General features: G+C 51.6%; 23 protein-coding genes. 8 read left to right on the forward strand and 15 right to left on the reverse strand.

Going from position 1 to position 21,056, the window contains the following annotated elements; all coding sequences use genetic code 11:
* Window positions 1-229: 229 nt before the first annotated feature.
* The 4 genes from J3D60_RS05195 to J3D60_RS05210 all read left to right on the forward strand — a co-directional run bounded on the left by J3D60_RS05195 (window position 230) and on the right by J3D60_RS05210 (window position 4,222).
* Entirely contained in the window at window positions 230-1,666 is a 1,437-nt protein-coding gene (locus J3D60_RS05195) for an NAD-dependent succinate-semialdehyde dehydrogenase (RefSeq protein ID WP_367399676.1), read from the forward strand.
* A gap of 83 nt (window positions 1,667-1,749) precedes the next feature.
* Window positions 1,750-2,247: a CMD domain-containing protein gene (locus J3D60_RS05200; RefSeq protein WP_050548696.1), complete on the forward strand. Its 498-nt coding sequence runs from the start codon at window positions 1,750-1,752 to the stop codon at window positions 2,245-2,247.
* Entirely contained in the window at window positions 2,244-2,819 is a 576-nt protein-coding gene (locus J3D60_RS05205; protein ID WP_253490209.1) for a peroxidase-related enzyme, read from the forward strand. The genes J3D60_RS05200 and J3D60_RS05205 overlap by 4 nt, the downstream gene beginning before the upstream one ends.
* A gap of 287 nt (window positions 2,820-3,106) precedes the next feature.
* Window positions 3,107-4,222 carry an AraC family transcriptional regulator gene (locus J3D60_RS05210; RefSeq protein WP_301294466.1) on the forward strand — a complete coding sequence of 372 codons (1,116 nt, stop codon included), beginning with the start codon at window positions 3,107-3,109 and terminating at the stop codon, window positions 4,220-4,222.
* Here J3D60_RS05210 and J3D60_RS05215 read toward each other — a convergent pair.
* Complete coding sequence (locus tag J3D60_RS05215; RefSeq protein ID WP_253490212.1) at window positions 4,219-5,817, reverse strand: NAD(P)/FAD-dependent oxidoreductase; 1,599 nt, start codon at window positions 5,815-5,817, stop codon at window positions 4,219-4,221. The two genes, J3D60_RS05210 and J3D60_RS05215, sit on opposite strands and share 4 nt — an antisense overlap.
* A 292-nt stretch (window positions 5,818-6,109) precedes the next feature.
* Between J3D60_RS05215 and J3D60_RS05220 the strand changes: the two genes are divergently transcribed.
* On the forward strand, window positions 6,110-6,985 hold the full coding sequence (locus J3D60_RS05220; protein WP_253490214.1) for a TauD/TfdA family dioxygenase: 876 nt from the start codon (window positions 6,110-6,112) through the stop codon (window positions 6,983-6,985).
* Window positions 6,986-7,009: 24 nt separating this feature from the next.
* Window positions 7,010-7,324 (forward strand): EthD family reductase, encoded by a 315-nt coding sequence (locus tag J3D60_RS05225; protein ID WP_253490216.1) that lies wholly within the window; start codon window positions 7,010-7,012, stop codon window positions 7,322-7,324.
* A 127-nt stretch (window positions 7,325-7,451) separates the two neighbouring features.
* On the opposite strand, the gene J3D60_RS05230 is transcribed toward J3D60_RS05225, so the two are convergent.
* The 8 genes from J3D60_RS05230 to J3D60_RS05265 all read right to left on the reverse strand — a co-directional run bounded on the left by J3D60_RS05230 (window position 7,452) and on the right by J3D60_RS05265 (window position 15,248).
* A complete protein-coding gene (locus J3D60_RS05230; RefSeq protein WP_253490218.1) occupies window positions 7,452-8,573 on the reverse strand; it encodes a PLP-dependent cysteine synthase family protein in 1,122 nt (373 codons plus the stop codon).
* A 32-nt stretch (window positions 8,574-8,605) separates the two neighbouring features.
* Complete coding sequence (locus tag J3D60_RS05235; RefSeq protein WP_253490220.1) at window positions 8,606-8,983, reverse strand: Rid family detoxifying hydrolase; 378 nt, start codon at window positions 8,981-8,983, stop codon at window positions 8,606-8,608.
* 106 nt (window positions 8,984-9,089) lie between these two features.
* A complete protein-coding gene (locus J3D60_RS05240) occupies window positions 9,090-10,592 on the reverse strand; it encodes an FAD-dependent oxidoreductase (RefSeq protein WP_253490222.1) in 1,503 nt (500 codons plus the stop codon).
* 273 nt (window positions 10,593-10,865) lie between these two features.
* A complete protein-coding gene (locus tag J3D60_RS05245) occupies window positions 10,866-12,176 on the reverse strand; it encodes an FAD-binding oxidoreductase (RefSeq protein WP_253490224.1) in 1,311 nt (436 codons plus the stop codon).
* 70 nt (window positions 12,177-12,246) lie between these two features.
* Window positions 12,247-12,912 carry an amino acid ABC transporter permease gene (locus J3D60_RS05250; protein WP_150689090.1) on the reverse strand — a complete coding sequence of 222 codons (666 nt, stop codon included), beginning with the start codon at window positions 12,910-12,912 and terminating at the stop codon, window positions 12,247-12,249.
* Between the two features lie 10 nt (window positions 12,913-12,922).
* Window positions 12,923-13,591 (reverse strand): amino acid ABC transporter permease, encoded by a 669-nt coding sequence (locus tag J3D60_RS05255; RefSeq protein WP_253490226.1) that lies wholly within the window; start codon window positions 13,589-13,591, stop codon window positions 12,923-12,925.
* Window positions 13,575-14,378, reverse strand: coding sequence for an amino acid ABC transporter ATP-binding protein (locus J3D60_RS05260; protein ID WP_108538219.1), 804 nt, complete (start codon window positions 14,376-14,378; stop codon window positions 13,575-13,577). Before J3D60_RS05260 ends, J3D60_RS05255 begins: the two co-directional genes overlap by 17 nt.
* A gap of 48 nt (window positions 14,379-14,426) precedes the next feature.
* Window positions 14,427-15,248 (reverse strand): ABC transporter substrate-binding protein, encoded by an 822-nt coding sequence (locus tag J3D60_RS05265; protein ID WP_253490227.1) that lies wholly within the window; start codon window positions 15,246-15,248, stop codon window positions 14,427-14,429.
* 275 nt (window positions 15,249-15,523) lie between these two features.
* On the opposite strand from J3D60_RS05265, the gene J3D60_RS05270 reads away from it, so the two are divergent.
* Window positions 15,524-16,027 carry an Lrp/AsnC family transcriptional regulator gene (locus tag J3D60_RS05270; RefSeq protein ID WP_150689092.1) on the forward strand — a complete coding sequence of 168 codons (504 nt, stop codon included), beginning with the start codon at window positions 15,524-15,526 and terminating at the stop codon, window positions 16,025-16,027.
* Window positions 16,028-16,072: 45 nt separating this feature from the next.
* Here J3D60_RS05270 and J3D60_RS05275 read toward each other — a convergent pair whose 3' ends face one another.
* Window positions 16,073-16,684, reverse strand: coding sequence for an ACP phosphodiesterase (locus J3D60_RS05275; protein ID WP_069787661.1), 612 nt, complete (start codon window positions 16,682-16,684; stop codon window positions 16,073-16,075).
* A gap of 583 nt (window positions 16,685-17,267) precedes the next feature.
* Between J3D60_RS05275 and J3D60_RS05280 the strand changes: the two genes are divergently transcribed.
* Window positions 17,268-17,471 (forward strand): hypothetical protein, encoded by a 204-nt coding sequence (locus tag J3D60_RS05280; RefSeq protein WP_224796979.1) that lies wholly within the window; start codon window positions 17,268-17,270, stop codon window positions 17,469-17,471.
* A gap of 222 nt (window positions 17,472-17,693) precedes the next feature.
* On the opposite strand, the gene J3D60_RS31260 is transcribed toward J3D60_RS05280, so the two are convergent.
* Genes J3D60_RS31260 through cydP form a run of 5 tightly spaced genes read right to left on the reverse strand, consistent with a single transcriptional unit; the run spans window position 17,694 to window position 20,996 of the window.
* Window positions 17,694-17,981, reverse strand: a complete 288-nt coding sequence (locus J3D60_RS31260) for a cyd operon YbgE family protein (RefSeq protein ID WP_069787662.1) — start codon at window positions 17,979-17,981, stop codon at window positions 17,694-17,696.
* Window positions 17,978-18,100, reverse strand: a complete 123-nt coding sequence (cydX, locus tag J3D60_RS05290) for a cytochrome bd-I oxidase subunit CydX (protein WP_253490229.1) — start codon at window positions 18,098-18,100, stop codon at window positions 17,978-17,980. Before cydX ends, J3D60_RS31260 begins: the two co-directional genes overlap by 4 nt.
* Before the next feature lie 22 nt (window positions 18,101-18,122).
* On the reverse strand, window positions 18,123-19,259 hold the full coding sequence (gene cydB, locus J3D60_RS05295; RefSeq protein WP_253490231.1) for a cytochrome d ubiquinol oxidase subunit II: 1,137 nt from the start codon (window positions 19,257-19,259) through the stop codon (window positions 18,123-18,125).
* Entirely contained in the window at window positions 19,252-20,823 is a 1,572-nt protein-coding gene (locus tag J3D60_RS05300) for a cytochrome ubiquinol oxidase subunit I (protein WP_069076695.1), read from the reverse strand. The genes cydB and J3D60_RS05300 overlap by 8 nt, the downstream gene beginning before the upstream one ends.
* Window positions 20,820-20,996, reverse strand: coding sequence for a cytochrome oxidase putative small subunit CydP (gene cydP / locus J3D60_RS05305; protein WP_024076427.1), 177 nt, complete (start codon window positions 20,994-20,996; stop codon window positions 20,820-20,822). The genes J3D60_RS05300 and cydP overlap by 4 nt, the downstream gene beginning before the upstream one ends.
* Window positions 20,997-21,056: the final 60 nt, after the last annotated feature.

The raw sequence follows: 21,056 nt of genomic DNA on the forward strand, positions 1-21,056 counted from the left end.
CAAAATCGCTCCCCGCCATCCAATTGGATAATACTTTTACTAGCGTCATATTTTTTAGAAGAAAATTCTAAATTTGATGTGTTTTCTGAAAAAGAACAGAAAATTTTCTGTTGGGAAATGCCCTATATTTTATTGAAGCCCATGTGTCGTAGATAGCTTGTAGCTAAGCACCACAATGAGTTTTTAGCCAAGTCGTGGGATGTCAAAACCATAGCAACTATGAGAGGTGATCATGGAACAAATACCATTGTTTATTGGCGGTGTATGGCGTAATACGCATCCCAGTGAATCGATCCCTGTAATAAATCCGGCAACAGAAGATCAGATCGGACTCATCGCGAAAGCGAGCTTGGCTGACATAGAAGACGCGGCAATCGCAGCTGAGAAAGGCTTTGCGACATGGAAGCAGGTTTCCGCGCTCGATCGTGCATCGATAATGCATAAAGCGGCAAATTTGATTCGTGAGCGTGCTGAAAATATCGCTCTGGTACTCACTGCCGAGCATGGAAAGCCCTTGGCGGAAGCAATGGGTGAAGTCGCAGCAACTGCAGACACCATCGATTGGCATGCTGAAGAAGGCAGACGTGCATATGGACGAGTCATACCTTCCCGCGCATTGGGTATTCATCAATTTACTCTGATGGAGCCAATCGGGCCTGTAGTGGGATTCGCGCCGTGGAACTTCCCCCTCATTCAAGCCGTAAAAAAAGTCGCTGGTGCCTTGGCGGCCGGCTGTTCGATCATTTTGAAAGGTGCTACCGAGGCACCGTCCTGTGCTGTCGAGCTCGTCAAAGCATTCGCTGACGCTGGCGTTTCTCCTGGAGCAGTCAACCTGCTTTTTGGCGACTCGGGCCAAATTTCTGAGCATTTGATTGCCCATCCCTCTATCCGGAAAGTAACCTTCACCGGATCTACGCCAGTGGGCAAAAAGCTTGCGAGCCTCGCAGGGTTGCACATGAAGCGATCCACGATGGAGCTGGGTGGCCACGCGCCCGTGATCGTAATGGACGACGCGGACATCGCCACCGCAGTCAAGATTTCTGTTGCAGCTAAATACCGCAATGCGGGCCAGGTCTGTGTCTCCCCTACTCGCTTCATCGTTCACTCGAAAGTATTCGACGAGTTTGTTTCCCGCTTCGTGGAAGGCGCACGCGCCATCAAGGTAGGTGACGGTCTTGATCCCAACGTAACCATGGGCCCAATGGCGCACGCTGGCCGGCTCAAGGCGACAGAAGAACTCGTGGCGGATGCGGTATCGCATGGAGCGAAGCTAGAGATCGGCGGAAATCGCGTAGGCAACAAAGGGTACTTCTTCGAACCAACGGTTCTGACGAATGTACCGGTAACTGCCCGCGCCATGGTTGATGAACCATTTGGGCCAATTGCATTGATCAATTCGTTTGACGACATCGAGGATGCCATCAAAGAAGCAAACAGACTGCCATATGGTCTCTCCGCATACGCCTATACCCGATCGCTTACCTCTGCAAATAAGCTGTTCAACGGAATCGAATCTGGCGCCATCTCGATTAACCATCACAGCGTTGCACTACCAGAGCATCCGTTTGGCGGCGTCAAAGATTCCGGATACGGAACCGAAGGTGGCCCCGGCGCACTCGACGCATTCATGACCACGAAGTTCGTTTCTCTCGCGAGCGTTCTTTAACTTTCGGCGAATATGATTTTTTAGTTCTGCTACCGAATACAGCTGAATTAGGAAATAACGCGTCGCTAACTATTGGAACTTATATGCTTACTCCGAATATTATCGAGCGTCTTGTCGGCGCAAATGAAAACTCTCCGCTCGCGATGGCCATTGCGGAGCGGGCAGAAATTATGGCACTCAGTCAAGCGAGCCATGATGCCGTGATCATTCCGAAAGATCCTGGCGGTCTGTCACATGCAGAGCGTGCAGCTCTTGCTGAACGAATCGCTCGGTTGAGCGATTCTGAAGAACTGGCTGATCACTACCATGCATGCCTTGAGTCAGCTGGTGGCGATGAAGGACTCTATGTCGCCGCCAATCCTCAGCAGACGGCATACGGTGATGAACGCTTCATGGCAATCATCCGATTTACTGATCTGGTCACTCAAAAGCCACGCGAAGCTACGAAGCAAGATATCGACACATTGAAGGCTGTCGGTATTACAGAGCCGGATATCGTCAGGCTCACCGAGGTTCTTGCTTTCGTTAACTATCAGCTCCGGGTCGTAGCTGGGTTTAAAATTGCAGGAGAAATGAAATGAGCCAGGTCGTGCATAATTTCACCGTATCGGTGCCTCACTGGTCGCCGTACATCAAGCCTGTCGAGTTAGAAAGCGCGAGCCAAGAGCAGCTCGATGCGATGAAAGTGACCCCATCGAGCAAAAAAATCTCGGAATATGTGCTCACTCTTGCTCATGACCCTGAATCGCTCGCGGTACGATCACCTTTGTTTAACGCCATCATGTATGGTCGCGCCGGCTTACCCCCTGCTGAGCGTGAACTAGGTGCGATAGGTTCTTCGATTGTTAACCGCTGTGTCTACTGCGCTGCAGTACACGGTGCCCGATACAATCAACTAACCAAAAGTACAGAGCTGGTCGCAAAAATCTTTGCAGACGAAACAGAAGCTCGGTTGGATGTGCGTTCTCAGGCTCTTTTCGACTTCGCCGTAGAGCTGGCTAAATCACCTCCATCATTGAAAGGACAGCATGCAGACGCGCTGAAAGACCTCGGTTTTGACACGCTTGGCGTTGTTGATCTGGTGTTGGCCACGGCCATCTTCGGATGGGCGAACCGCCTGATGCATGTTCTGGGCGAACCCGTAAAAATCTAATCCGATGTTTCGTAAAACGTGATGTCAGCATAGCGGGCAGCCCCAAACTGCCCGCTATCAAAATGCTTAATTTCCCCGCACTTCCCTTCCGCTTTCCTCCGAATTCCAGCCCGCCACGTTCATTTCGATACGAAATCGAAGCCATGGAATATCCCCTTCAGACGTGCTACACAGTCTGTCGTAACACTTCGCTGACCTTGAGCAACCGATTTGCAATACAGCGCCTGGTAAGGAGTTTCGTATGTTTCCAACCAACCAGACAATGCGCTGCGGCTAACGGACATAAAATGACCCGACCTCTCACCGTCAGTGCCACTTGGCTTGTAGGCGTCATCGAGGAGCTCACTCGGCAAGGTATCGACCCTTCCCGTTTGGGAGCTCCCTGGGCTCAACACCTGGAGGACGTGGCACCTACGCGGCAGCTGCAACTCGTGCAAGTGAGACGGCTTTGGCAGCGTGCGATGCAACTTTCCCAAGATCCGCTGCTAGGCTTGAAGGTTGGAGTAGCATTACCACTGCAATCAATGAACGTCGTGGCACTGGTGTTAATGCACAGCAGTTCATTACGCCAGGCGCTCGCCCACACGGTCAGGCTGCAGCAATTAGTTAGCAACTCTGGTCGCTTTTTAACTGAACCCACGTCCAACAACGGTGTTCAGCTGGTTTACCACGTAACACCTAGTCCCGTAGCCATGCATCCCGCCCAAATAGATTCTCTCTTTGCCGCGTACATGCGTCTTCTCTATAGCTGTATGCCGGCTGATCGTAGGCCATCCAGAATTGAGCTACCTGGAACTGACGCGTGTTTAGCAGACCGCTATCAAGTCTATTTTGAATGTCCGGTCATTCTCGGAGTCGAGCACGCTCGTGTCGTATTCGGCGCTGAACTGCTGGACTCCTCCTGGCAGGCTGCCGATCCAACCCTACTTCGCATCGTACTTGGTCGTGCAGAGGCGATGCTTAAAACCCAGGGTCGCTCCGACACGCTCGTTGATTACGTGACGGCAGCCATCGCTGCGCAGGGATTTTCAGAAGCGAATTGCGACAGCGTGGCGCACTCGCTGGATCTCAGCAGGCGTACTCTTCAGCGTCGATTGGCTGAACGCGGTTCATCCTTCCGCCAATTACTGGAAGCGGTGCGTATGAGCGAGGCATTGGAAGGCCTCGCTGATCCCGATCTGCCGCTTGTGATGCTGGCAGAAAGGCTGGGCTACGCTGAGCCCAGCGCGTTTTCGCATGCTGTGCGAGGTCACTTCGGTAAGGCACCTAGTGCACTGCGCCATGAATTGGCAAGCAGCTTACTTACTGGAGGAAAGCCCCTTTCAATCAACAACACTGTGAGTTCTGACCACCAAAGTGCGGCTTGTGGAGCCAATTCGCCCCAGTGCGAACTTGAGAGTTAAAGCTCTCGGAAAAGGTCACGTTCGAGAACAGCGCTCGCCGCGACAAGCCCACTGACCATCGCGCCACTGACTCCGGCAGCAGTCACATCCTGTCCCCCAAAGTACAAGCCTTTAACAGGGCCGTGCGCGCGCATCCATCGCTGTGCAAAACGTAGCGGCGTTTGCTCATAGCCCATGAAATTGCCGTGACTGCGGTTTAGAAAGTGATTGAAAGTGAGAGGTGTAGCCAACTCGGCATGAGCAATGCTTCCGCCGATTTGAGGATAATGTTTTAAGGCCACGCCCATCAGGTCTTCACTCAGTCTTGCCGTCATGTCCTCGTACTCTGCACCTCTATGCTTCCACTTCGTGCCAGTGAAGCGCTCGAACACCGCCCAATCAGTGAGGCCGCAAATATCCATAGTGCTTTGCTTAGGGTGACGGTCTGGCCAACTCGGATCCCGCAGCGATGGGTGGGCAATGAAATGTAAAGGCATGGGCTGTCCCTCTGGATCAGCTTTGTAACGTGCGAGGTTCGCCGGTAGATCATTGCTCGGGTGCACCCAAAGATTGGCTGGATGAATATTCAGATCCGCATTTGCGATGTCGATGCCAAGATTCAGCACAGCAAAACATTGAGTCGTACCCATCCGCTTAGTCATCTCGCCCAATGGCTGCGCTAGCTCAGGATCGGAATGAGCCAACAGTGGTAAGGTCTGAGAAATACCAATCGCACTCACGACTCTATCCGCACGAATCTGACTTCCGTCAGCGGTTTGTACGCCTACTACGCAACCAGCCCTAATTTCGATGCTCACAACCTCTGCCGCCACAAGGCAAGCTCCTCCAGCAGCACGTACAGTGTCGGCCATTGTTGTAGCGATGCGTTGTGAACCTCCAACGGGGTAGCTAGCACCATCGATGTAATGGCTGAAAACCATGGCGTGGATCGCAAAAGAAGCCTCCGCCGGAGAATTGCAGTAATCCCCGTAATTCCCGCACCAGACCGCCTTGAGGTCGGCGTTGTCCGTCAATTCGTCCAAAACGTCCTGTACCGTCCGCTGTGCAAGCGGCATGAATGCAGTCTGAGCCCTGGTGAACGCTGCCTCAGACGCTGAACGTGGCAAAGCACGCTCTCCAAAGAAGGATTTCGCAGCCCGGCTTGCCTCACCCACTAGCTCTACATAACGATCGATCGCGCGCGCATCCTTCGGAAAGTAGTCTTTGAGTCGATCCTTGTAGACTTGTGCACCAGCCATGTGATCGTAGCTATTGGCACCTACGATAATGCGATTGTAGTTCTCGGGCATGGGAGCCCATTCAAGTTGACCACCTGAGACTTTGTCGAAAAGGCGATAGAGTCCACTCGTCTTGCGGTGTACCTCCCCCATGTAGTGCAGGCCAACGTCCCACTCGAAGCCTTGGCGTTTGAAGGATTGCAAGCAACCGCCCAACACCGCGTGGCGCTCAAGCACCAAAACGCGCTGACCTTCCAGCGCTAACAATGCGGCTGTGCTTAGGCCGCCTGCGCCAGAACCTATAACGATCGTGTCGAACCTGCCGTCTAGCTCACCACGGGCCAACACACGCTTAAAACTCAGATCGTAATCGCTCACCGTTCGTCCCCTTCCCTGCCCTTTCCGGGATTTTTATTGATCATTGCCGAGCCGTCGCTGCGCAGCTTGGCTCAGTGTGGGTGAGAGGGAAATTTGAGTGAATGGCACCACGCGCCAAAGATTTGTGACGACACGACAGTTCAAAGGGTGGGAAAGCCAACGCCAAGGGTATTGGCATCTCAGATCAATTCTCTGTCGCACGGTAGCAACGACAGCAGTGGACTGGCATCAGAGAATCGCTCCACGGTCATCCTGTGATTTGTTTATAAAAACGAGAGAAGGGACTGCGATGATGGAGAGCAACTTCAGGCATATTCAGGTAGAACCCGAGGCGCACGGTTTTGGAGCCAGGGTTACTGGTATTTCGATTGATAAGCCACTCACGGCAGCTGTACTCGAAGAGGTAAAAGAGGCATGGGCCAGGCATTCGGTAATTTACTTTCCGGATCAGCCGCTCTCCCACACGCAACTGGAGGCATTCACGCTTCAATTTGGTGAGTTCGGAATAGACCCATATATCGTCCCGATGGAGGCCCATCCGCACATTCTCGAACTCAGGCGCGGGCCTGATGAGAAAGCGGTCAACTTCGGTGCCCAGTGGCATTCCGACTGGAGCTTCCAGGAACAGCCGCCGGCGGGAACCATCCTGCATTCCAAGATCACTCCGCCCGTGGGTGGCGATACCCTGTTTGCCGACGGCTATCGTGCCTACGATGACCTTTCCGAGACGATGAAGGGCTTACTGAGTCGTCTCGCCGCTATACATTCTGCGAGCATGCCCTATGGCAAAAATGGTCTCTTCGCAAAAGAAACAGAAGCGCGCTCGATGAAGATAGTGGTCAGTGAAGACGCGGACAAAACCTGGCCACACCCGCTGGTGCGTGTACATCCGGTAACAGGTCGAAATTCTTTATACGCAAGCCCTGTCTACACGCAGGGTATTCAGGGTTTGACTCATGGTGAATCATCGGCGCTGTTGAGCTATTTGTATCAGCACATGGTGCAGGACAAATATATCTACCGCCATCGGTGGGCGCCGAACATGCTCACCCTTTGGGACAACCGCTGTACGCTTCACAATGCAGAGGGTGGCTACGACGGTCACTTACGCGTCATGCATCGAACAACCATCTCTGGCGAACGCCCTGTTGGTATTGCCGCCGTTTAATCACTAAACCAGGAAATACACTCAATGATTGACGTAAGCATTCTTTACCCGAATGAAGCTGGCGCAACCTTCGACTTCGATTATTATCGTGATAACCATATGACGATGATTCAGCAGAAGATGGCCGGAGCATGCAGCCACTTCACTATTGAAAAAGGCCTTCAAGGCCCAATGCCCGGAAGCGATCCGACGTACCTTGCGATAGGCCACCTCTTCTTCGAATCGCTCGACGCATTTGCCGCTGCATTTGGGCCTCACGCTAAAGCCATCGGCGCGGACATCGCCAATTATACTAATCTCAAGCCCATCATTCAGATCAGCGAAGTGCTCGCTGGCTGATACATCCCAAGAGACGCAATTGGCGTATACCGAAAGGCACCTAGTATTGAAAATACCAGGTGCCTATTTGTTAGAGCTTGCATAAGAGGCGTTAGCTCAGCAATGGCTTATAACAAGCGGCAATCGACTACTCGCTTCGTACATTTTTACAGAGGTTGATCAGCGACACGTCTGAACCCTTTCCATCGAGGAATGCATTCAAATATTTCTCATAAGGACTTATGTCAATGTTGGCTTCTTTAAGCCAGTCAGCATCGTAATACGTTGAGGCATAACGATCTCCTGAATCGCAAATAACCGATACTATCGACCCTGTCTGCTTCTGCGAGCACATATGCTCCGCGATGCAACAAACGCCAAAAAAATTCGTTCCGGTGGAACCACCAACACGGCGCGATAGCCGCTCCGAAAGAACGTGCATCGCAGCAAGTGAGGCAGCATCTGGAATCTTGATCATGTGATCAATGACATCAGGGATGAACGAAGGCTCTACTCTCGGCCTGCCAATACCTTCAATCCGAGAGGGAGTCGGACAAGTGCTTCCCTTATCCCCTGTGTCGAAGGATTCATAGAAAGCAGAATGTTCAACGTCAACTACACAAAGTCGAGTATTCAGATGCTTATACTTGATATACCTTCCGATTGTGGCGGACGTTCCTCCAGTGCCGGCACTCATAACCACCCAAGCCGGCTCAGGATCTCGCTCCATCGCCATTTGCGAAAATATGCTTTCAGCGATGTTATTGTTACCACGCCAGTCAGTAGCCCGCTCTGCATTTGTAAATTGATCTAAATAATGACCACCCGTTTCACGAGCAAGCTGTTCGGCGACCATGTAGATAGCCCCAGGATTGTCAACAAAGTGGCACTTTCCTCCTAATCGGATGATAGCGTCGATCTTCTGGCAGCTTGTGGATCGCTGCATTACTGCAGTAAATGGCAGATTTAAGAGCTTAGCGAAATACGCCTCGCTGACCGCAGTGGAACCAGAAGATGCCTCGATTAAACAAGTACTCTCTTTGATCCATCCGTTGCAGATGCCATACAGGAAAAGCGATCGTGCCAAGCGGTGCTTCAGACTGCCTGTAGGGTGAGTAGACTCATCCTTCAGATAAATCGATATCCCAGGCAGCCTGTTAAAATCTAAAGGAATCAGATGTGTATCGGCAGAGCGATTGGCATCCCCCTGCAACACGCCGATTGCCCAGCGAGTCCACTCTTTATCCTGATTACCGAGATTAAGATTCATAAATATCCTGTATTTGGCTACTGATTCAACATTCAGTCCAGCGCGACAATGGCATCTACTGCAACGAGGGCTCCTTTTGGTAGTGCGGAAACCTCGAATGTGGCGCGAGCAGGGAACGGAGAAGAGAAATAGGTAGCGTATACGTCATTCAACTTCGCAAAATCACTTAAATTCGTGACCATTATTGTTGTTTTGATAGTCTTTGAAATACCGGTACCCGCTGCTTCAGCAATCGCTGAGATATTACTGAGACACTGTTTCATTTGAAGCAAGGCATCGTCCGCGACCAACTCTCCCTTGGCAGGGTCAATGCCTAGTTGCCCCGAAACAAATAGATATTCGCCATGGCAGACTGCTTGGGAATAAGGGCCAACGGCAGCAGGCGCTAACAAAGTTGCAACATTTCGCATAAAATAATCCCTATCCATTATTAATGGATATCAACAATTTATAATTTTATGTCAGTAAAGGTATCGGTTACCGATACCTTTCATGGGCCAAGCAAGGACACTTAACTCAATCAGCGAAAACCTTGTTTGCTGGAGTTGAATTGCTAAATGGAACAACTCCTACGATCTCAAGCTCGGCATAATCGGTGAATTTATTATAAATCTCTTCAGCATCCTCAAGATAAAGCGATTTTGTGATACCACGTACCGCACGAGGAACCGAGTATCTAAACCCGCTGATGGCCGAGCCGGAAAGCCCCATACTTACAAGGGCGCTATAGGTAAAGTTGAATATATTCTTAATATAGGGGGCTTCCCCACGCTTTTTTTCGACAAACTCAAAATTCTCGCCAAGGTAGGGGTGGCTGGATATTTGAGCATCTTCCTCCCCATGGGCAGGACTATATTTGTCTCGCCATAGCGCTATGTCATTGGAAATACTTGAAAGCTCTGGGCGTAGTGAAAAATCGTTGACAAACCCAACAGCAACAATCAAGTAGTCGACCTTGAGCTTGTCTCCAGATGCAAGGGTAACCTCAACTTGTTCTTTTCCGTTATCAATGACGAGTTTCACCCTTTCCCAGGCCGCATTGGTACGAACGCTCGCACCTTCTAAACCTGACAATCGATTATAGGCGTCCTGCGGAGCTGGAATGTTGTACCTGAACATATGCCGCATGTATTTCCACTTCAGGGAATCATCCATATCAGCGTAATGATTAAGAAACCCTGCTTTTGCCATCCAGATCTGAGGATTAATACGCTGGATATCCTTGCGACGAATACAAACAGTCGCTTCTAACGCTCCCGCCTCAAGCGCGGTCGAAGCGTTATCGAATGCAGATGCGCCTGCACCGAGAACAGCAATCTTCTTCCCTACAAGCTTGGAAAAATCAATATGCTCTCCTGAAGAAGCATATCGATCTCTGGGCAATACCGATGAGATGAATTTGGGGACATGCCACGCCCCACTGCCATCAACGCCCGTCGCAACAACCACTCTGCGAGCATAAACAACGTCGCGAGACGATATTTCCCCTCGACCGTCGAATCTGTTCAGCTCTAGTCGAAAGAGTTTATCTTCTGGAATGATGTTGGAGACACCAGTAAGATTCTCGACTGGAATCTTTAGCGTATCGCGACACCATGTAAGATACTCTTGCCAATCGCCTTTCGGAATCTTGATCAGCTCTTCCCAGGCCTCTTCACCGTATTTGGCTGTGTACCAGGCTTGAGGTGCAAGGCTGGTTAAGGAAGCATCAATACCTGGCAAATGCTTTACGGTACGCAAAGTGCGCATCCGCGCCGTATTGTTCCATGGGCCTTCCAGTCCCTTGGGCTGCTGATCAAAAACAACGATGTTATCAACTCGTTCGCGCAAAAGACCTGCCGCGACTGCCAACCCGCCTTGCCCGCCCCCGATGATAGCAACGTCGTAGACATGCTTACCGCTAGGGTGCGCCTTAGGCAGTACCCAAGGGTCATGAGGAAAGCGTAGGACGTGGAGATCTGCCTGTACCCTGGACGCCAATTCATCTAGAGCACTATATTTTGTTGATTTAACACTCATTTTTCTTCACCTATCTACATAGATCCGAAATATAGGTCATCTCGTCGCAAACAGCCCAGAGGCTACTCATATTGCCATTTCGCTAATTGGGTTCGATAAGTCAGTGTATTCTTCCTTCATCAGAAGCTGCTTCCAATCTTCACCGCTAAAACCAAGCAAAAATGAATAAACTTCTAAAAAAATCAAAATCCTTGGAATTATTTTTCAAGGACTCGCAAAGATGCGAACGAAGATATCCAATAGCAATGCAAAACCCGCATTTTTTCGTTTTTATTACGTAAAAAGTAACGTATTACGATAGAAGCGAATTCCAGCGTCATATGCTTCTAACGCGATTTCACGCATTGGATATTTCGTAGAGTTTCTAAGTGGCAACGGAGTTATTACATCATCGCCAAGTGCGATTCTAGCTAGCATTTTTCCGAAATAAGCATTTGGCGCAATGCCTCGTCCGTTACATCCGATGGTCGCAAAGATGCCCGGGCGCGGTTCAACGAGATGCGGCAATCTGTCGACCGTTTGGCCGAGCGTGCCTGACCACCGATAGCCCCATTTGAATGTAGGCGCGAACGGGTAGACAAACTTCATTGCGCGATTTACCCAGCTATCCCCTTCCGAATGAATGGGAAGGAACCCAATAGATCCAACATGAAGACGCCCAACCGGGTCATATCTGAACCACAGCGGTATCTTATGGGTGTCCCACATGGCTATGTAGTGAGGCAAAATTCGCTTTCTCCACTCAGGAGGTAACGGGTCTGCTGTGGCGATACCAAAAGCACCAAGAGGCATTATTTCCTCTTTGAAACCTGGTACCAGATCATTGCTGTATGCGTTGGTTGAGAGAATGACTTTGTCGGCTTTTATTGTCGTATTGCCGGTGGTAGCAACCCATCCGGTACTTGAAGGTTCCAGGGATGTCACTTTAGACCCTGTAGAAATTCTAAGACCTCTGGCGACTGCGGCTCGCGCTAACCCGCGCACGTAGGCAAGCGGTTGAAGCGTAAATCCGCGATGATCGATCAGTGCTGCTTTATATCGGGTCGATCCGTTCATCTCTTCGAGTTCAGAGCCATAGACCATCTGAACATTCGCGCCCAAGGCTTGCCAATCCGAAGCCTGGGTTTCGAGTTCTCGTGTTTTTTGAGGAGACGTTGAACAGCGGATGATAGGCCTTTCGTCAGCGGCACAATCTATATCGTAATCGCGTATCAACTGACGGACGACGTCTGGGGCGCTACCCAATTCCATCAAGAAAAGCTGACCATAATCGGGGCCTAATGCGCGGAGGATTTGTTCGGGCGAGAGGAACTGGCCAGGATTCACTTGCCCCGCATTGCGACCGCTCGCACCAGAACCAATTTCTTGAGCCTCAACCAATATCGTCTTAGCACCGCGCTCCGCACAGTGGAGTCCTGCCGTCACACCATTAAAGCCGCCACCGATGATCAACACATCGCACGACTCTTGCCGTGAAAGGATCACGCTTTCTGGCTTTGCCCCACCAGTTGCAGACCACATTGAATGGTCGATCTCAGATTCTTGTCCGCTAATGAAAGGTCTATCGCCATTAAACATAGTCATCCTACTTCGCTACGAGCGCTTAAATTATTAACTGTTGTCAATCGCTACAAAGTGTTTCTTTCTTGCTTAACTAAATAGCCATGGTATGCAGGATTTTCCGTTCCAAGGCAGTAACTGCACGAGTAATAGGAAATGCAATAACAAAATAGATTACTGCCGCTGCTGTCAAAAGCTCCACCGGGTGCCCTGTTCGGTTCGATATGTTTTGACTAACGAACATCAAGTCAGCCATACCCACGGCGGAGACGAGTGCACTCTCCTTAAATAAGCTAGTGCAATTCGATAAAAGCGTGGGAGCCGCTCTGAGAAGCGCTTGTGGTAGAAGAACGTACAAAGTATGAACACGGTAAGTGAGCCCTAAAGCGACCCCCGCATCATGTTGTTCTTTACTGACGAAACTAAACGATGCACGGAACGTCTCACTCGTAATCGCCGCCATATACAACGTAAGCGCGATTATTCCGCAAGTCAGATTCGATAGCTCCATACCCAAGACCAGAGGCAAGCAGAAAAACATCCAAAACAACTGAATGAGCACTGGAGTACCGCGAAACAGCGCTACATAGACAGTGCTGACCCCATAGATAATCTTATTTTTTGAGCTCCTTGCAATCGCCACCAAAAAACCTAAAGCACACCCCAACACAACGCAGATTGCTGTGAGCTTTAGAGTTAACAGAAGGCCAAAAAGCAACGCAGCCTTGTAATCGAAGATTACTGAAAAATCTAGTTCCATGGCCGCGTCCTCATGAGTTTTCCGCTTTACGGCGTCGCTCTATGTATTCTACGAGCTGTGATACAGGGAACGATATTGCAAAATATATAAGAGCAATAACGGTAAACACCTCGATAGGTCGATAAGTGTCGGTGGCCAGTATTTTCCCCATATACATAAGGTCTTGCAAAGCGACTATCGCAACCAGCGCAGTTTGTTGGAATGCACCAATGCCGTTTGCAACCAATACTGGTAGCGCCGAGCGGAATGCTTGTGGGAGCACCACATACACCGTTCGTTGAAACGGAGAAAGTCCCAGAGCAACAGTTGCATCGTACTGATTGCTTTGAACTCCCTGCATGGCGGCCCTGTACGCTTCCGCGTTGAATGCAGCAAGGTTGAGTCCAATCGCCAAAATACCCATCGTCATTGCATCGATGTAAACATCGAAGATGATTGGTATGCAGTAGAAAAACCATACGATCTGGACAAGCGCAGGGGTACAGCGGAAAAATTCGATGAACAAGGTAAAAGGCCAACGGAGTATCGGATTTGGGCTCATAACCAATAGTGCAATGATGAAACCCAGAGTCAATCCGATGATATTAGCTGCGACAGTGAGTTCCAGGGTTACGACTAACCCTTTGAGCAGCGGCCAGAGACCGTTCGCGATGAAGAACAAATCAAATTGATAGTTCACGTCCGACTCCTACCGTCTCACCAATATGAAAGACTCGCTGTATGAACTCTCTCGTTCGAGCTTCCTTCGGCCTACCGAGTACCTGCTCGGGAGGCCCATCTTCGACTACAACGCCGCCAGCGCAGAAAATCACACGCGAAGCGATGTTTTTGGCGAAGTGCATATCGTGAGTCACTATCACCATTGGCATGGATTGTTCAGCCAAATGCATGATGACTTGCTCGACTTCAGCCACCAGCTCGGGATCGAGAGCAGAAGTCACTTCATCAAACAACATTAGTTTTGGATCGAGCATCAAGGCTCTAGCGATGGCGACGCGTTGCTTTTGCCCGCCGGAAAGATGGGCAGGATAAGCTTTTTCCTTTGCCTCCAACCCGAATCTCGTCAACAATCCGCGTGCTCGTAGTTCTGCTGATTGCTTAGACTCACCTCTCACTTTGATCGGTGCGAGTGTCAAATTCTGAAGAATATTGAGATGTGGGAACAATGTGTAATGCTGGAAAACCATACCAATGTTACGACGAATCTCCTTATCAATTACCGTCCTTCCATACTTATCAGTCGTAATATAATTTTTACCTTGAAACAGTAATTGGCCTTTATCAATATCCTCTAGGCCCATCAACACTCGTAGCAACGTACTTTTTCCACCACCACTCGGCCCAATCACGACGACACGATCACCAGGACACATGCTAATATCCAAGCCTTGCAGCACAGGCTTTACGCCGCCAGCATAGCTCTTGTGCAGCCCCTTCATTTCCACGAGATAGTTTGCATTTGCCATTAGCTTCTACTCCAAGTTCAGACAACCTCTAACACCTACCAAGACTAATCACTTAGTCTCGTGTGAGATTGCTTTTTTAATTAGCTCATCCATATGACCGGTCGTAACAGCGTCATTGATATAAAGGTCTAATACTTGAAGATCTGCGTATGAGGTATCACGTCGTAAGCCGAACGAAACGCCTTTTTTATCGATTGCCGGTACGGGCTTAAGTACCACGGCCCAGTCGGTATGCGAAGCAGCGAATAAGTCGTTAGCTGCTGACGTATCAAAAATCACATCAGCTCGTTTAGACATTACAGCCAAACGGATTTCGTCCGGGCCGGGCAACCGCATAATAGATGCGTTTTTGATGATGGCCGTCAGTGACTTATCTTGAGCAGTCCCAGACGAGACAGCGATAGTCACGCCAGGCTGGTCAATATCAGCAAGGCTTTTTGGCTGATTCGTCTTTGGGTTTTTCTGGTTGTAGATAAAGGTCGATTCAGTAGCTGAGAGATTTTTTGAGAAAACGATAGAGAGAGCACGTTGTGGCGTAGCCGTAAGCGCTGGGGCCAAATCCCATTTTCTGGATTGCAAGCCAGCAATCATGTTATCCCAACTGGTATCCACAAATACCGGCTTGACCTTTAAGATCTCAGCAAATTCTCGGCATGTATCCACGAAGAAACCCGAATACTCTCCAGTGGCCGGGTCTTTCATGATGTAGGGCGGAGCCTCAGCCGCGCCACATCGAATAGAACCAGATTTCTGAGCAGTAGCCCATACGCCATCCCCCTCACCCTCGGCGTAAACGCCTGTCGATCCGGAAACCACTCCTACTAGAACCAATGCCGGTAACAGACGCATGCCCATACGTTTGAAAATCATATCGGTATCTCCCAGTGATGCGCCGGCCAAGCGCAGATTCGAGGGGATGGCCCTCTGAGCCTCTTGTTATTTTCAGCGCGCCCGCTTTGGGGCTAGAACGCACCTCTTTTTTTCTCCCTGATGAAGCACTTTGCTCGATCCGTTTAGCTGATGAAAAAAGACTACCATTTGACAATAGGTAAACTATTGCAAAATTTCCACACCTCAACCTCTTGACATAGAAGCAACTTCCAATGTTCTCTATATCTGTGCAATATTTTTTCGAGGCTGTGTAAATGTCCACTTCTTCAAAGCTGCCGGATCGCTCATCCCGCCTAGACCGTATTGATCGTCGAATACTGGCAGGTCTCCAGCGAGACTCTACTCAGCCCGTCACCGAGCTCGCGGAGCAAGTCGGGCTCTCCATGACTCCGTGCTGGCGCAGAATTCAGCGCCTGGAACAACAAGGTTTCATCAAAAAACGTGTCGCCATCCTTGACAGAACGACGCTGAACGCAAAAGTGACAGTGTTCATAATGATCAAAACAAGGGAACACTCCATTGAATGGATAGATCGCTTCCATAAAGCCACCCGTGACATGACCGAAATTGTCGACATTTATCGGATGAGCGGTGAGGTTGACTATTTAATTCGGGCTTTCCTGCCTGATATCCAAGCGTACGATGCACTCTATAAAAAGATCATTAGTCAGCTACCGGTTGCGAATATGACTTCCATGTTTGCAATGGAAGAAATCAAGTCGACAAGCGAAGTACCGCTTGATTTTATTCCAGATTAAATCGGCTTCTGAGGCAGCTCGTTGTATCCAGACGAGCTGCCTGGTCTAAACGCTAACCATCGAAATTGGCAATGTTTTTCCGAATTCCGAACCGGGTTGGGCGTATTGCCACAGCAATGGATAGAACTCTAAGAAATCCGCACTCAGCGGCTCATACAGCGCAGTCAGCTCTTCGTATGCACCAAGCAAGCCGTCTGGTTGGGATAGGCGTAGGGAGATGACTTCCAGCCCATGGCCGATCATCGAAAAATCCCTATACGCTCCAAGCCAATCTTCCGTGATGATCAACGGCGCGATTTGAGCCAATCGTTCCGGCAACGCGGGCTCCCCCTCTAAAAGTCGATAGATTTTTTGAGAGAAAACGTCCAGGGGTAGATCGGCGTATCGCTCCCAATCTCGCGCTAAGCAGTGATCAAAAAACATGTCGAGCGCGATTCCTGCATAGCGACGTCTTGTTGCCGGGAATCGATCAAGCGCCCTTCTAACCAGTGGATGGGAATCCGTGAAGGCATCAATTCGACGATGCAGCCTGATTGCCTCCTCAGTCTGAGTAGAAAATTTTCCTAAAAGCGCACCCTTCACAAAATCTCCATAAAGACTCCCCAGCAGCTGTTGCGGCTCCTGTCCGCCTAAGTGGAGGTGTGCAAGGTAGTTCATAGTGATTCCTAGTAGCTGAATGGAGGCTGGCCACACTATTGAAGGAGAGTTCCAAGCGTAAAAAAATACCCTTAGCAGGAACACTACCAGTCAATAGGTAGGTCATCAACACCAGATTTCCCCTCCCCCAACACCGTCGTGTGGCAGACGACGGTCAACCGCCGACGCGTTCAAAGCGACATGATAAAATCGAATATTTAATCCATCGTTAATAGTCAACCAATTAGGTGGCGGCATGTAACAATATTCAAACCCCTTGCCGGTGAGCATCCGGGCTGTTAATTCCACGTAGGATGCTATGCAAGACGGTAAGCAAACTCGTGAAACCCTCAATGCTTGCTTGGCGCAGGTGAGTAGCCTGCCACCCCGAGACGTGAAGGGCATAGCATAGCTTTGGTCGCCCTACAAATCAGGCCCGGTTCAACCAAGTGTCCCATGTGGTGTGGAAAATGAGGATGGAATACCGGGCATCGCAGACTCTGTGAAATCTGCGCGGATGGTAATGGACGCAGGTTTTGGTGATATCGAAATCATGGCTGCCAATGACTTTCTGTTCGATTAGTTCCTAAGCAGCACGCCGAACATTCGAACGGACCAATACAGTGGCTCCGTTGAAAACCGTCAGCGCTTCCTGCTGGAGACTATTGATTCGGTTGCTGCTGAAATCGCTGGTTCCAAGACCGATGTAGGTTGCTCACCGTTTGGGCACCTGTATGACGCTTGCATATACGACGGTGAGAATAAATTTAGACGAGCGCGGCAGCAGCACTCAATGAGCGGGAACTAGAGTTTATTCAACTGAACTGCCTCGCCGCGCAGACACTTCAGGGTTTCAGTGGTGCATTCCTTGAATCCTACAGGCGCACCACTCGCGTTTCAAATAACGTCTAAATCAGGCATTAAAGCCGCCGACGAGTTTGCAGATGTCTAACATTCTACTGGACCAAAGAAAAATACTGGCACATTTCACTAGGTCGAGCACTCAAGAGGTCAATCGTGTTGTCAGTGCTCAATGTAGAAACTTGACCCAGCCAGCAACTGCAAGTGACGCAAAGCAAGTCCAGCCCGAGAACAGCCAGCGCCACGCGCGCGCGCGTGGCACAAACCCCACGCCCCGCACAAAGGCCACACTCATCGCCGTGAACAAGGCCATTGCCAGCCCATGATCAGCTTTGCCGTCCGGGGCGGCCATCAGGGGCGGATAGAGCGTACACACGAGCATGATCGCTACTGCGATAAGCAAGCTTAGCGGGTGAAGGCGTGAGGGTGCCGGGGCGTCGGCGACACGCGGCATCATGGCCGGGGCCCCTCACGGTCGCTCAGGGCGCGACCGGCTTCGTTCTCGCCCCACATCGCATTCAATATGGCCAGCAGCAAGGCAAAACCGACTCCCAGCATCCAGGCGAAATACCACATAGTCTTTACTCCTCTGATGGCGTTAGTAGGCCGAATGTTCGTTGGCTTCGATCTGTGCCACGGTGACCTTGCCGCGCATGACGCGATAGGCCCACGAGGTATAAATCACGATCAGCGGCATGAAGATCAACGTAGCCCAGAACATGATGGACAGGCTGAGATGACTGGACACGCTGTCCCACACGGTCAGGCTGGCCGCAGGCACGGTCGACGACGGCATGACGAAGGGGAACATCGACACGCCGGCCGTGCTGATCACCCCGATCACCGCGAGTGACGAGGCGACAAACGCGGCCAGTGTGCGGCGCATCATCATCAACAATGCGGCACCGACTGCGCCACCCAAGCCCAGCGCGGGCAGCAGCCACAACACAGGATAATGGCCATAGTTGGTCATCCAGGCCCCCGCCTCGCGTACCACGGTCTTGTTGAGAATGTCCGGCAGCCCGGCGGTATCCACTACCGAGGTAATGCGATAGCCGTTGATCGATTGCAACCACACACCGGCAATGACGAATGTAAACAGCAGCACCAGCGCCGCGCCAACCCCGCCCTTGATGGCACGGGCCTGGATCAAGCCTTCAGTGCGGTGCGCCAGATAGGTACCGCCTTGCAGGGTGATCATTGCACTGCTCACCACGCCGGTCAGCAGCGCGAAGGGGTTCAGCAGTTGCCAGAAACTCCCGGTGTAAGTCGATACCAGCATGTTATTGAAGTGGAACGGTACGCCTTGCAACAGGTTGCCGAACGCGATGCCGAACACCAGCGGCGGCACGGCCCCGCCGACAAACAGCCCCCAGTCCCAGGTGCTGCGCCATTTGGCGTTGTGAATCTTGCTGCGATAGTCAAACCCCACCGGGCGGAAGAACAGCGCCCACAGGACCAGAATCATCGCCCAGTAGAACCCGCTGAACGCGGTGGCATACACCACCGGCCACGCGGCGAACAGTGCGCCGCCCGCCGTGATGAACCACACCTGGTTGCCGTCCCAGTGCGGCCCCACCGTGTTGATCGCGACGCGGCGCTCCAGGTCCGTGCGGCCTACAAAGGGCAGCAGGGTGCCGACCCCCATGTCGTGGCCGTCCATGATGGCGAAGCCGATCAGCAGTACGCCGACCAGTGCCCACCAGATAATTTTCAGGGTGACGTAATCAAGCATGGTGGAGTTCCTTCAGGTTGGCATCGTGGGCATAACGGCCGGTTCCGAGGCTGCCGGGCCCTTGGCGGGCGAACTTGACCATCAGGAACATTTCAACCACCAGCAGCACGGTGTAGAAAGCGACGAATCCTGCCAGCGAGCCATAGAGGTTGTTGATGCTGAGCGTGGAGACGCTCATGTGGGTGGGCAGCACGCCGTAGATGGTCCAGGGTTGACGACCGTATTCAGCGACGAACCAGCCCAGCTCGCAGGCCAGCCAGGGCGCGGGGAGCATGCAGAGCGCCCAACGCAGCAGCCAGCGGCGACGTGTGCAGGCCGACTTCAAGGTGCTCCAGAAGGCCAGCCCGAACAGCAGGAGCATGGCGAAACCCAGCGCGACCATGGCCCGGAACGCCCAGAACATCGGGGTTACGCGCGGTACGGTATCGTTCACCGCCTTGTCGATAATGGCCGGGGTGGCCTGGTTGACATCCGCGACGTATTTTTTAAGCAGCAGGCCAAAGCCAAGGTCGGCCTTGTACGCTTCGAAGGTCTCGAACGCCGCCTTATCGGTGCGATCGGCGCGCAGGGCTTCCAGCGCATTGACCGCGGTAATGCCACGCAGGATGCGCGCGCGGTTTTTCTCTTTGATGTCATGAATGCCGGGAATCTGTTTGCTCACCGAGCGCGTGCCGATCAAGCCCATCACCCACGGCACGTCGACTTCCCAGTTGTTCCGGGATTCGGCTTCATTGATGCTGGCCAGCAAGGTCAGCCCCGCCGGCGCCGGTTTGGTTTCCCACATGGCCTCCATGGCCGCGAGCTTGGTTTGCTGCGCCTCACCCACCGTGTAACCCGACTCATCCCCCAGCACGATGACGCTCAGCACCGAGGCCAGGCCGAAGGCAGCCGCCACCCGAAAGCTGCGCTTGGCAAACTCGATGTCACGCCCCTTGAGCAAGTACCAACTGGAGATCGACAACACAAACATTGAGCCGGTGACATAACCGGCAGATACCGTGTGGACAAACTTGGCCTGGGCCACCGGGTTGAACACCACCGCCCAGAAATCCACCATCTCCATGCGCATGGTGATGTAGCTGAACTCCGAGCCCACCGGGTTCTGCATCCAGCCATTGGCGATCAATATCCACAACGCCGACAGGTTGGTACCGACGGCCATCAGCAGCGTGACCAGCAAGTGATGCTCTTTCTTCAGGCGATCCCAGCCAAAAAAGAACAGCCCGATCATGGTCGACTCGAGGAAAAACGCCATCAACCCCTCAATGGCCAGCGGGGCACCGAAGATGTCGCCCACGTAGTGGGAGTAGTACGCCCAGTTGGTGCCGAACTGAAATTCCAAGGTGATGCCGGTGGTCACCCCCAAGGCGAAGTTGATGCCGAATAACTTGCCCCAAAAGCGCGTCATATCTTTCCAGATGACATTCCCGGTCATCACATAGACGCTCTCCATGATGACCAGCAGCCACACCATGCCCACCGTCAGCGGCACGAAAAGAAAGTGGTATAGCGCAGTCGCCGCGAACTGCAGCCGTGACAAATCCACCAGTTGTTCTGAGATCACTTGCTTGCCCCTTGAGTCGAGGTGGGTACACCGAATCGGTTGCCGACAGTGTTCGGGTCGACAGTGACGTGCGAATCCCGGACGAACAGCCACCACAGCACGCTCAGCAGCACGAGCTTGATCAGCACCGCGGTGAGCAGATGGCGCAGCAGTCGTTTGTCGGAAATGGTCATGCCAGGCAATTAGCACAGGGTATGCCAAGGCCTGAGTCTGTATTTATATCGTTAAAAAAC

The sequence above is a fragment of the Pseudomonas sp. S3E17 genome, assembly GCF_024168685.1.
Taxonomy (GTDB): Bacteria; Pseudomonadota; Gammaproteobacteria; order Pseudomonadales; family Pseudomonadaceae; genus Aquipseudomonas; species Aquipseudomonas marginalis.

Bases quoted from the DNA above. Each gene is read 5' to 3' on its own strand.
- J3D60_RS05265 (WP_253490227.1), bottom strand. From the start codon at position 15,248: ATGATTTTCAAACGTATGGGCATGCGTCTGTTACCGGCATTGGTTCTA.
- cydB (WP_253490231.1), bottom strand. From the start codon at position 19,259: ATGCTTGATTACGTCACCCTGAAAATTATCTGGTGGGCACTGGTCGGC.
- J3D60_RS05275 (WP_069787661.1), bottom strand. From the start codon at position 16,684: ATGAACTACCTTGCACACCTCCACTTAGGCGGACAGGAGCCGCAACAG.
- cydX (WP_253490229.1), bottom strand. From the start codon at position 18,100: ATGTGGTATTTCGCCTGGATGCTGGGAGTCGGTTTTGCCTTGCTGCTG.
- J3D60_RS05225 (WP_253490216.1), top strand. From the start codon at position 7,010: ATGATTGACGTAAGCATTCTTTACCCGAATGAAGCTGGCGCAACCTTC.
- J3D60_RS31260 (WP_069787662.1), bottom strand. From the start codon at position 17,981: ATGATGCCGCGTGTCGCCGACGCCCCGGCACCCTCACGCCTTCACCCG.
- J3D60_RS05200 (WP_050548696.1), top strand. From the start codon at position 1,750: ATGCTTACTCCGAATATTATCGAGCGTCTTGTCGGCGCAAATGAAAAC.
- J3D60_RS05260 (WP_108538219.1), bottom strand. From the start codon at position 14,378: ATGGCAAATGCAAACTATCTCGTGGAAATGAAGGGGCTGCACAAGAGC.
- J3D60_RS05240 (WP_253490222.1), bottom strand. From the start codon at position 10,592: ATGAGTGTTAAATCAACAAAATATAGTGCTCTAGATGAATTGGCGTCC.
- J3D60_RS05235 (WP_253490220.1), bottom strand. From the start codon at position 8,983: ATGCGAAATGTTGCAACTTTGTTAGCGCCTGCTGCCGTTGGCCCTTAT.
- cydP (WP_024076427.1), bottom strand. From the start codon at position 20,996: ATGACCATTTCCGACAAACGACTGCTGCGCCATCTGCTCACCGCGGTG.
- J3D60_RS05205 (WP_253490209.1), top strand. From the start codon at position 2,244: ATGAGCCAGGTCGTGCATAATTTCACCGTATCGGTGCCTCACTGGTCG.
- J3D60_RS05270 (WP_150689092.1), top strand. From the start codon at position 15,524: ATGTCCACTTCTTCAAAGCTGCCGGATCGCTCATCCCGCCTAGACCGT.
- J3D60_RS05245 (WP_253490224.1), bottom strand. From the start codon at position 12,176: ATGACTATGTTTAATGGCGATAGACCTTTCATTAGCGGACAAGAATCT.
- J3D60_RS05230 (WP_253490218.1), bottom strand. From the start codon at position 8,573: ATGAATCTTAATCTCGGTAATCAGGATAAAGAGTGGACTCGCTGGGCA.
- J3D60_RS05250 (WP_150689090.1), bottom strand. From the start codon at position 12,912: ATGGAACTAGATTTTTCAGTAATCTTCGATTACAAGGCTGCGTTGCTT.
- J3D60_RS05220 (WP_253490214.1), top strand. From the start codon at position 6,110: ATGGAGAGCAACTTCAGGCATATTCAGGTAGAACCCGAGGCGCACGGT.
- J3D60_RS05210 (WP_301294466.1), top strand. From the start codon at position 3,107: ATGACCCGACCTCTCACCGTCAGTGCCACTTGGCTTGTAGGCGTCATC.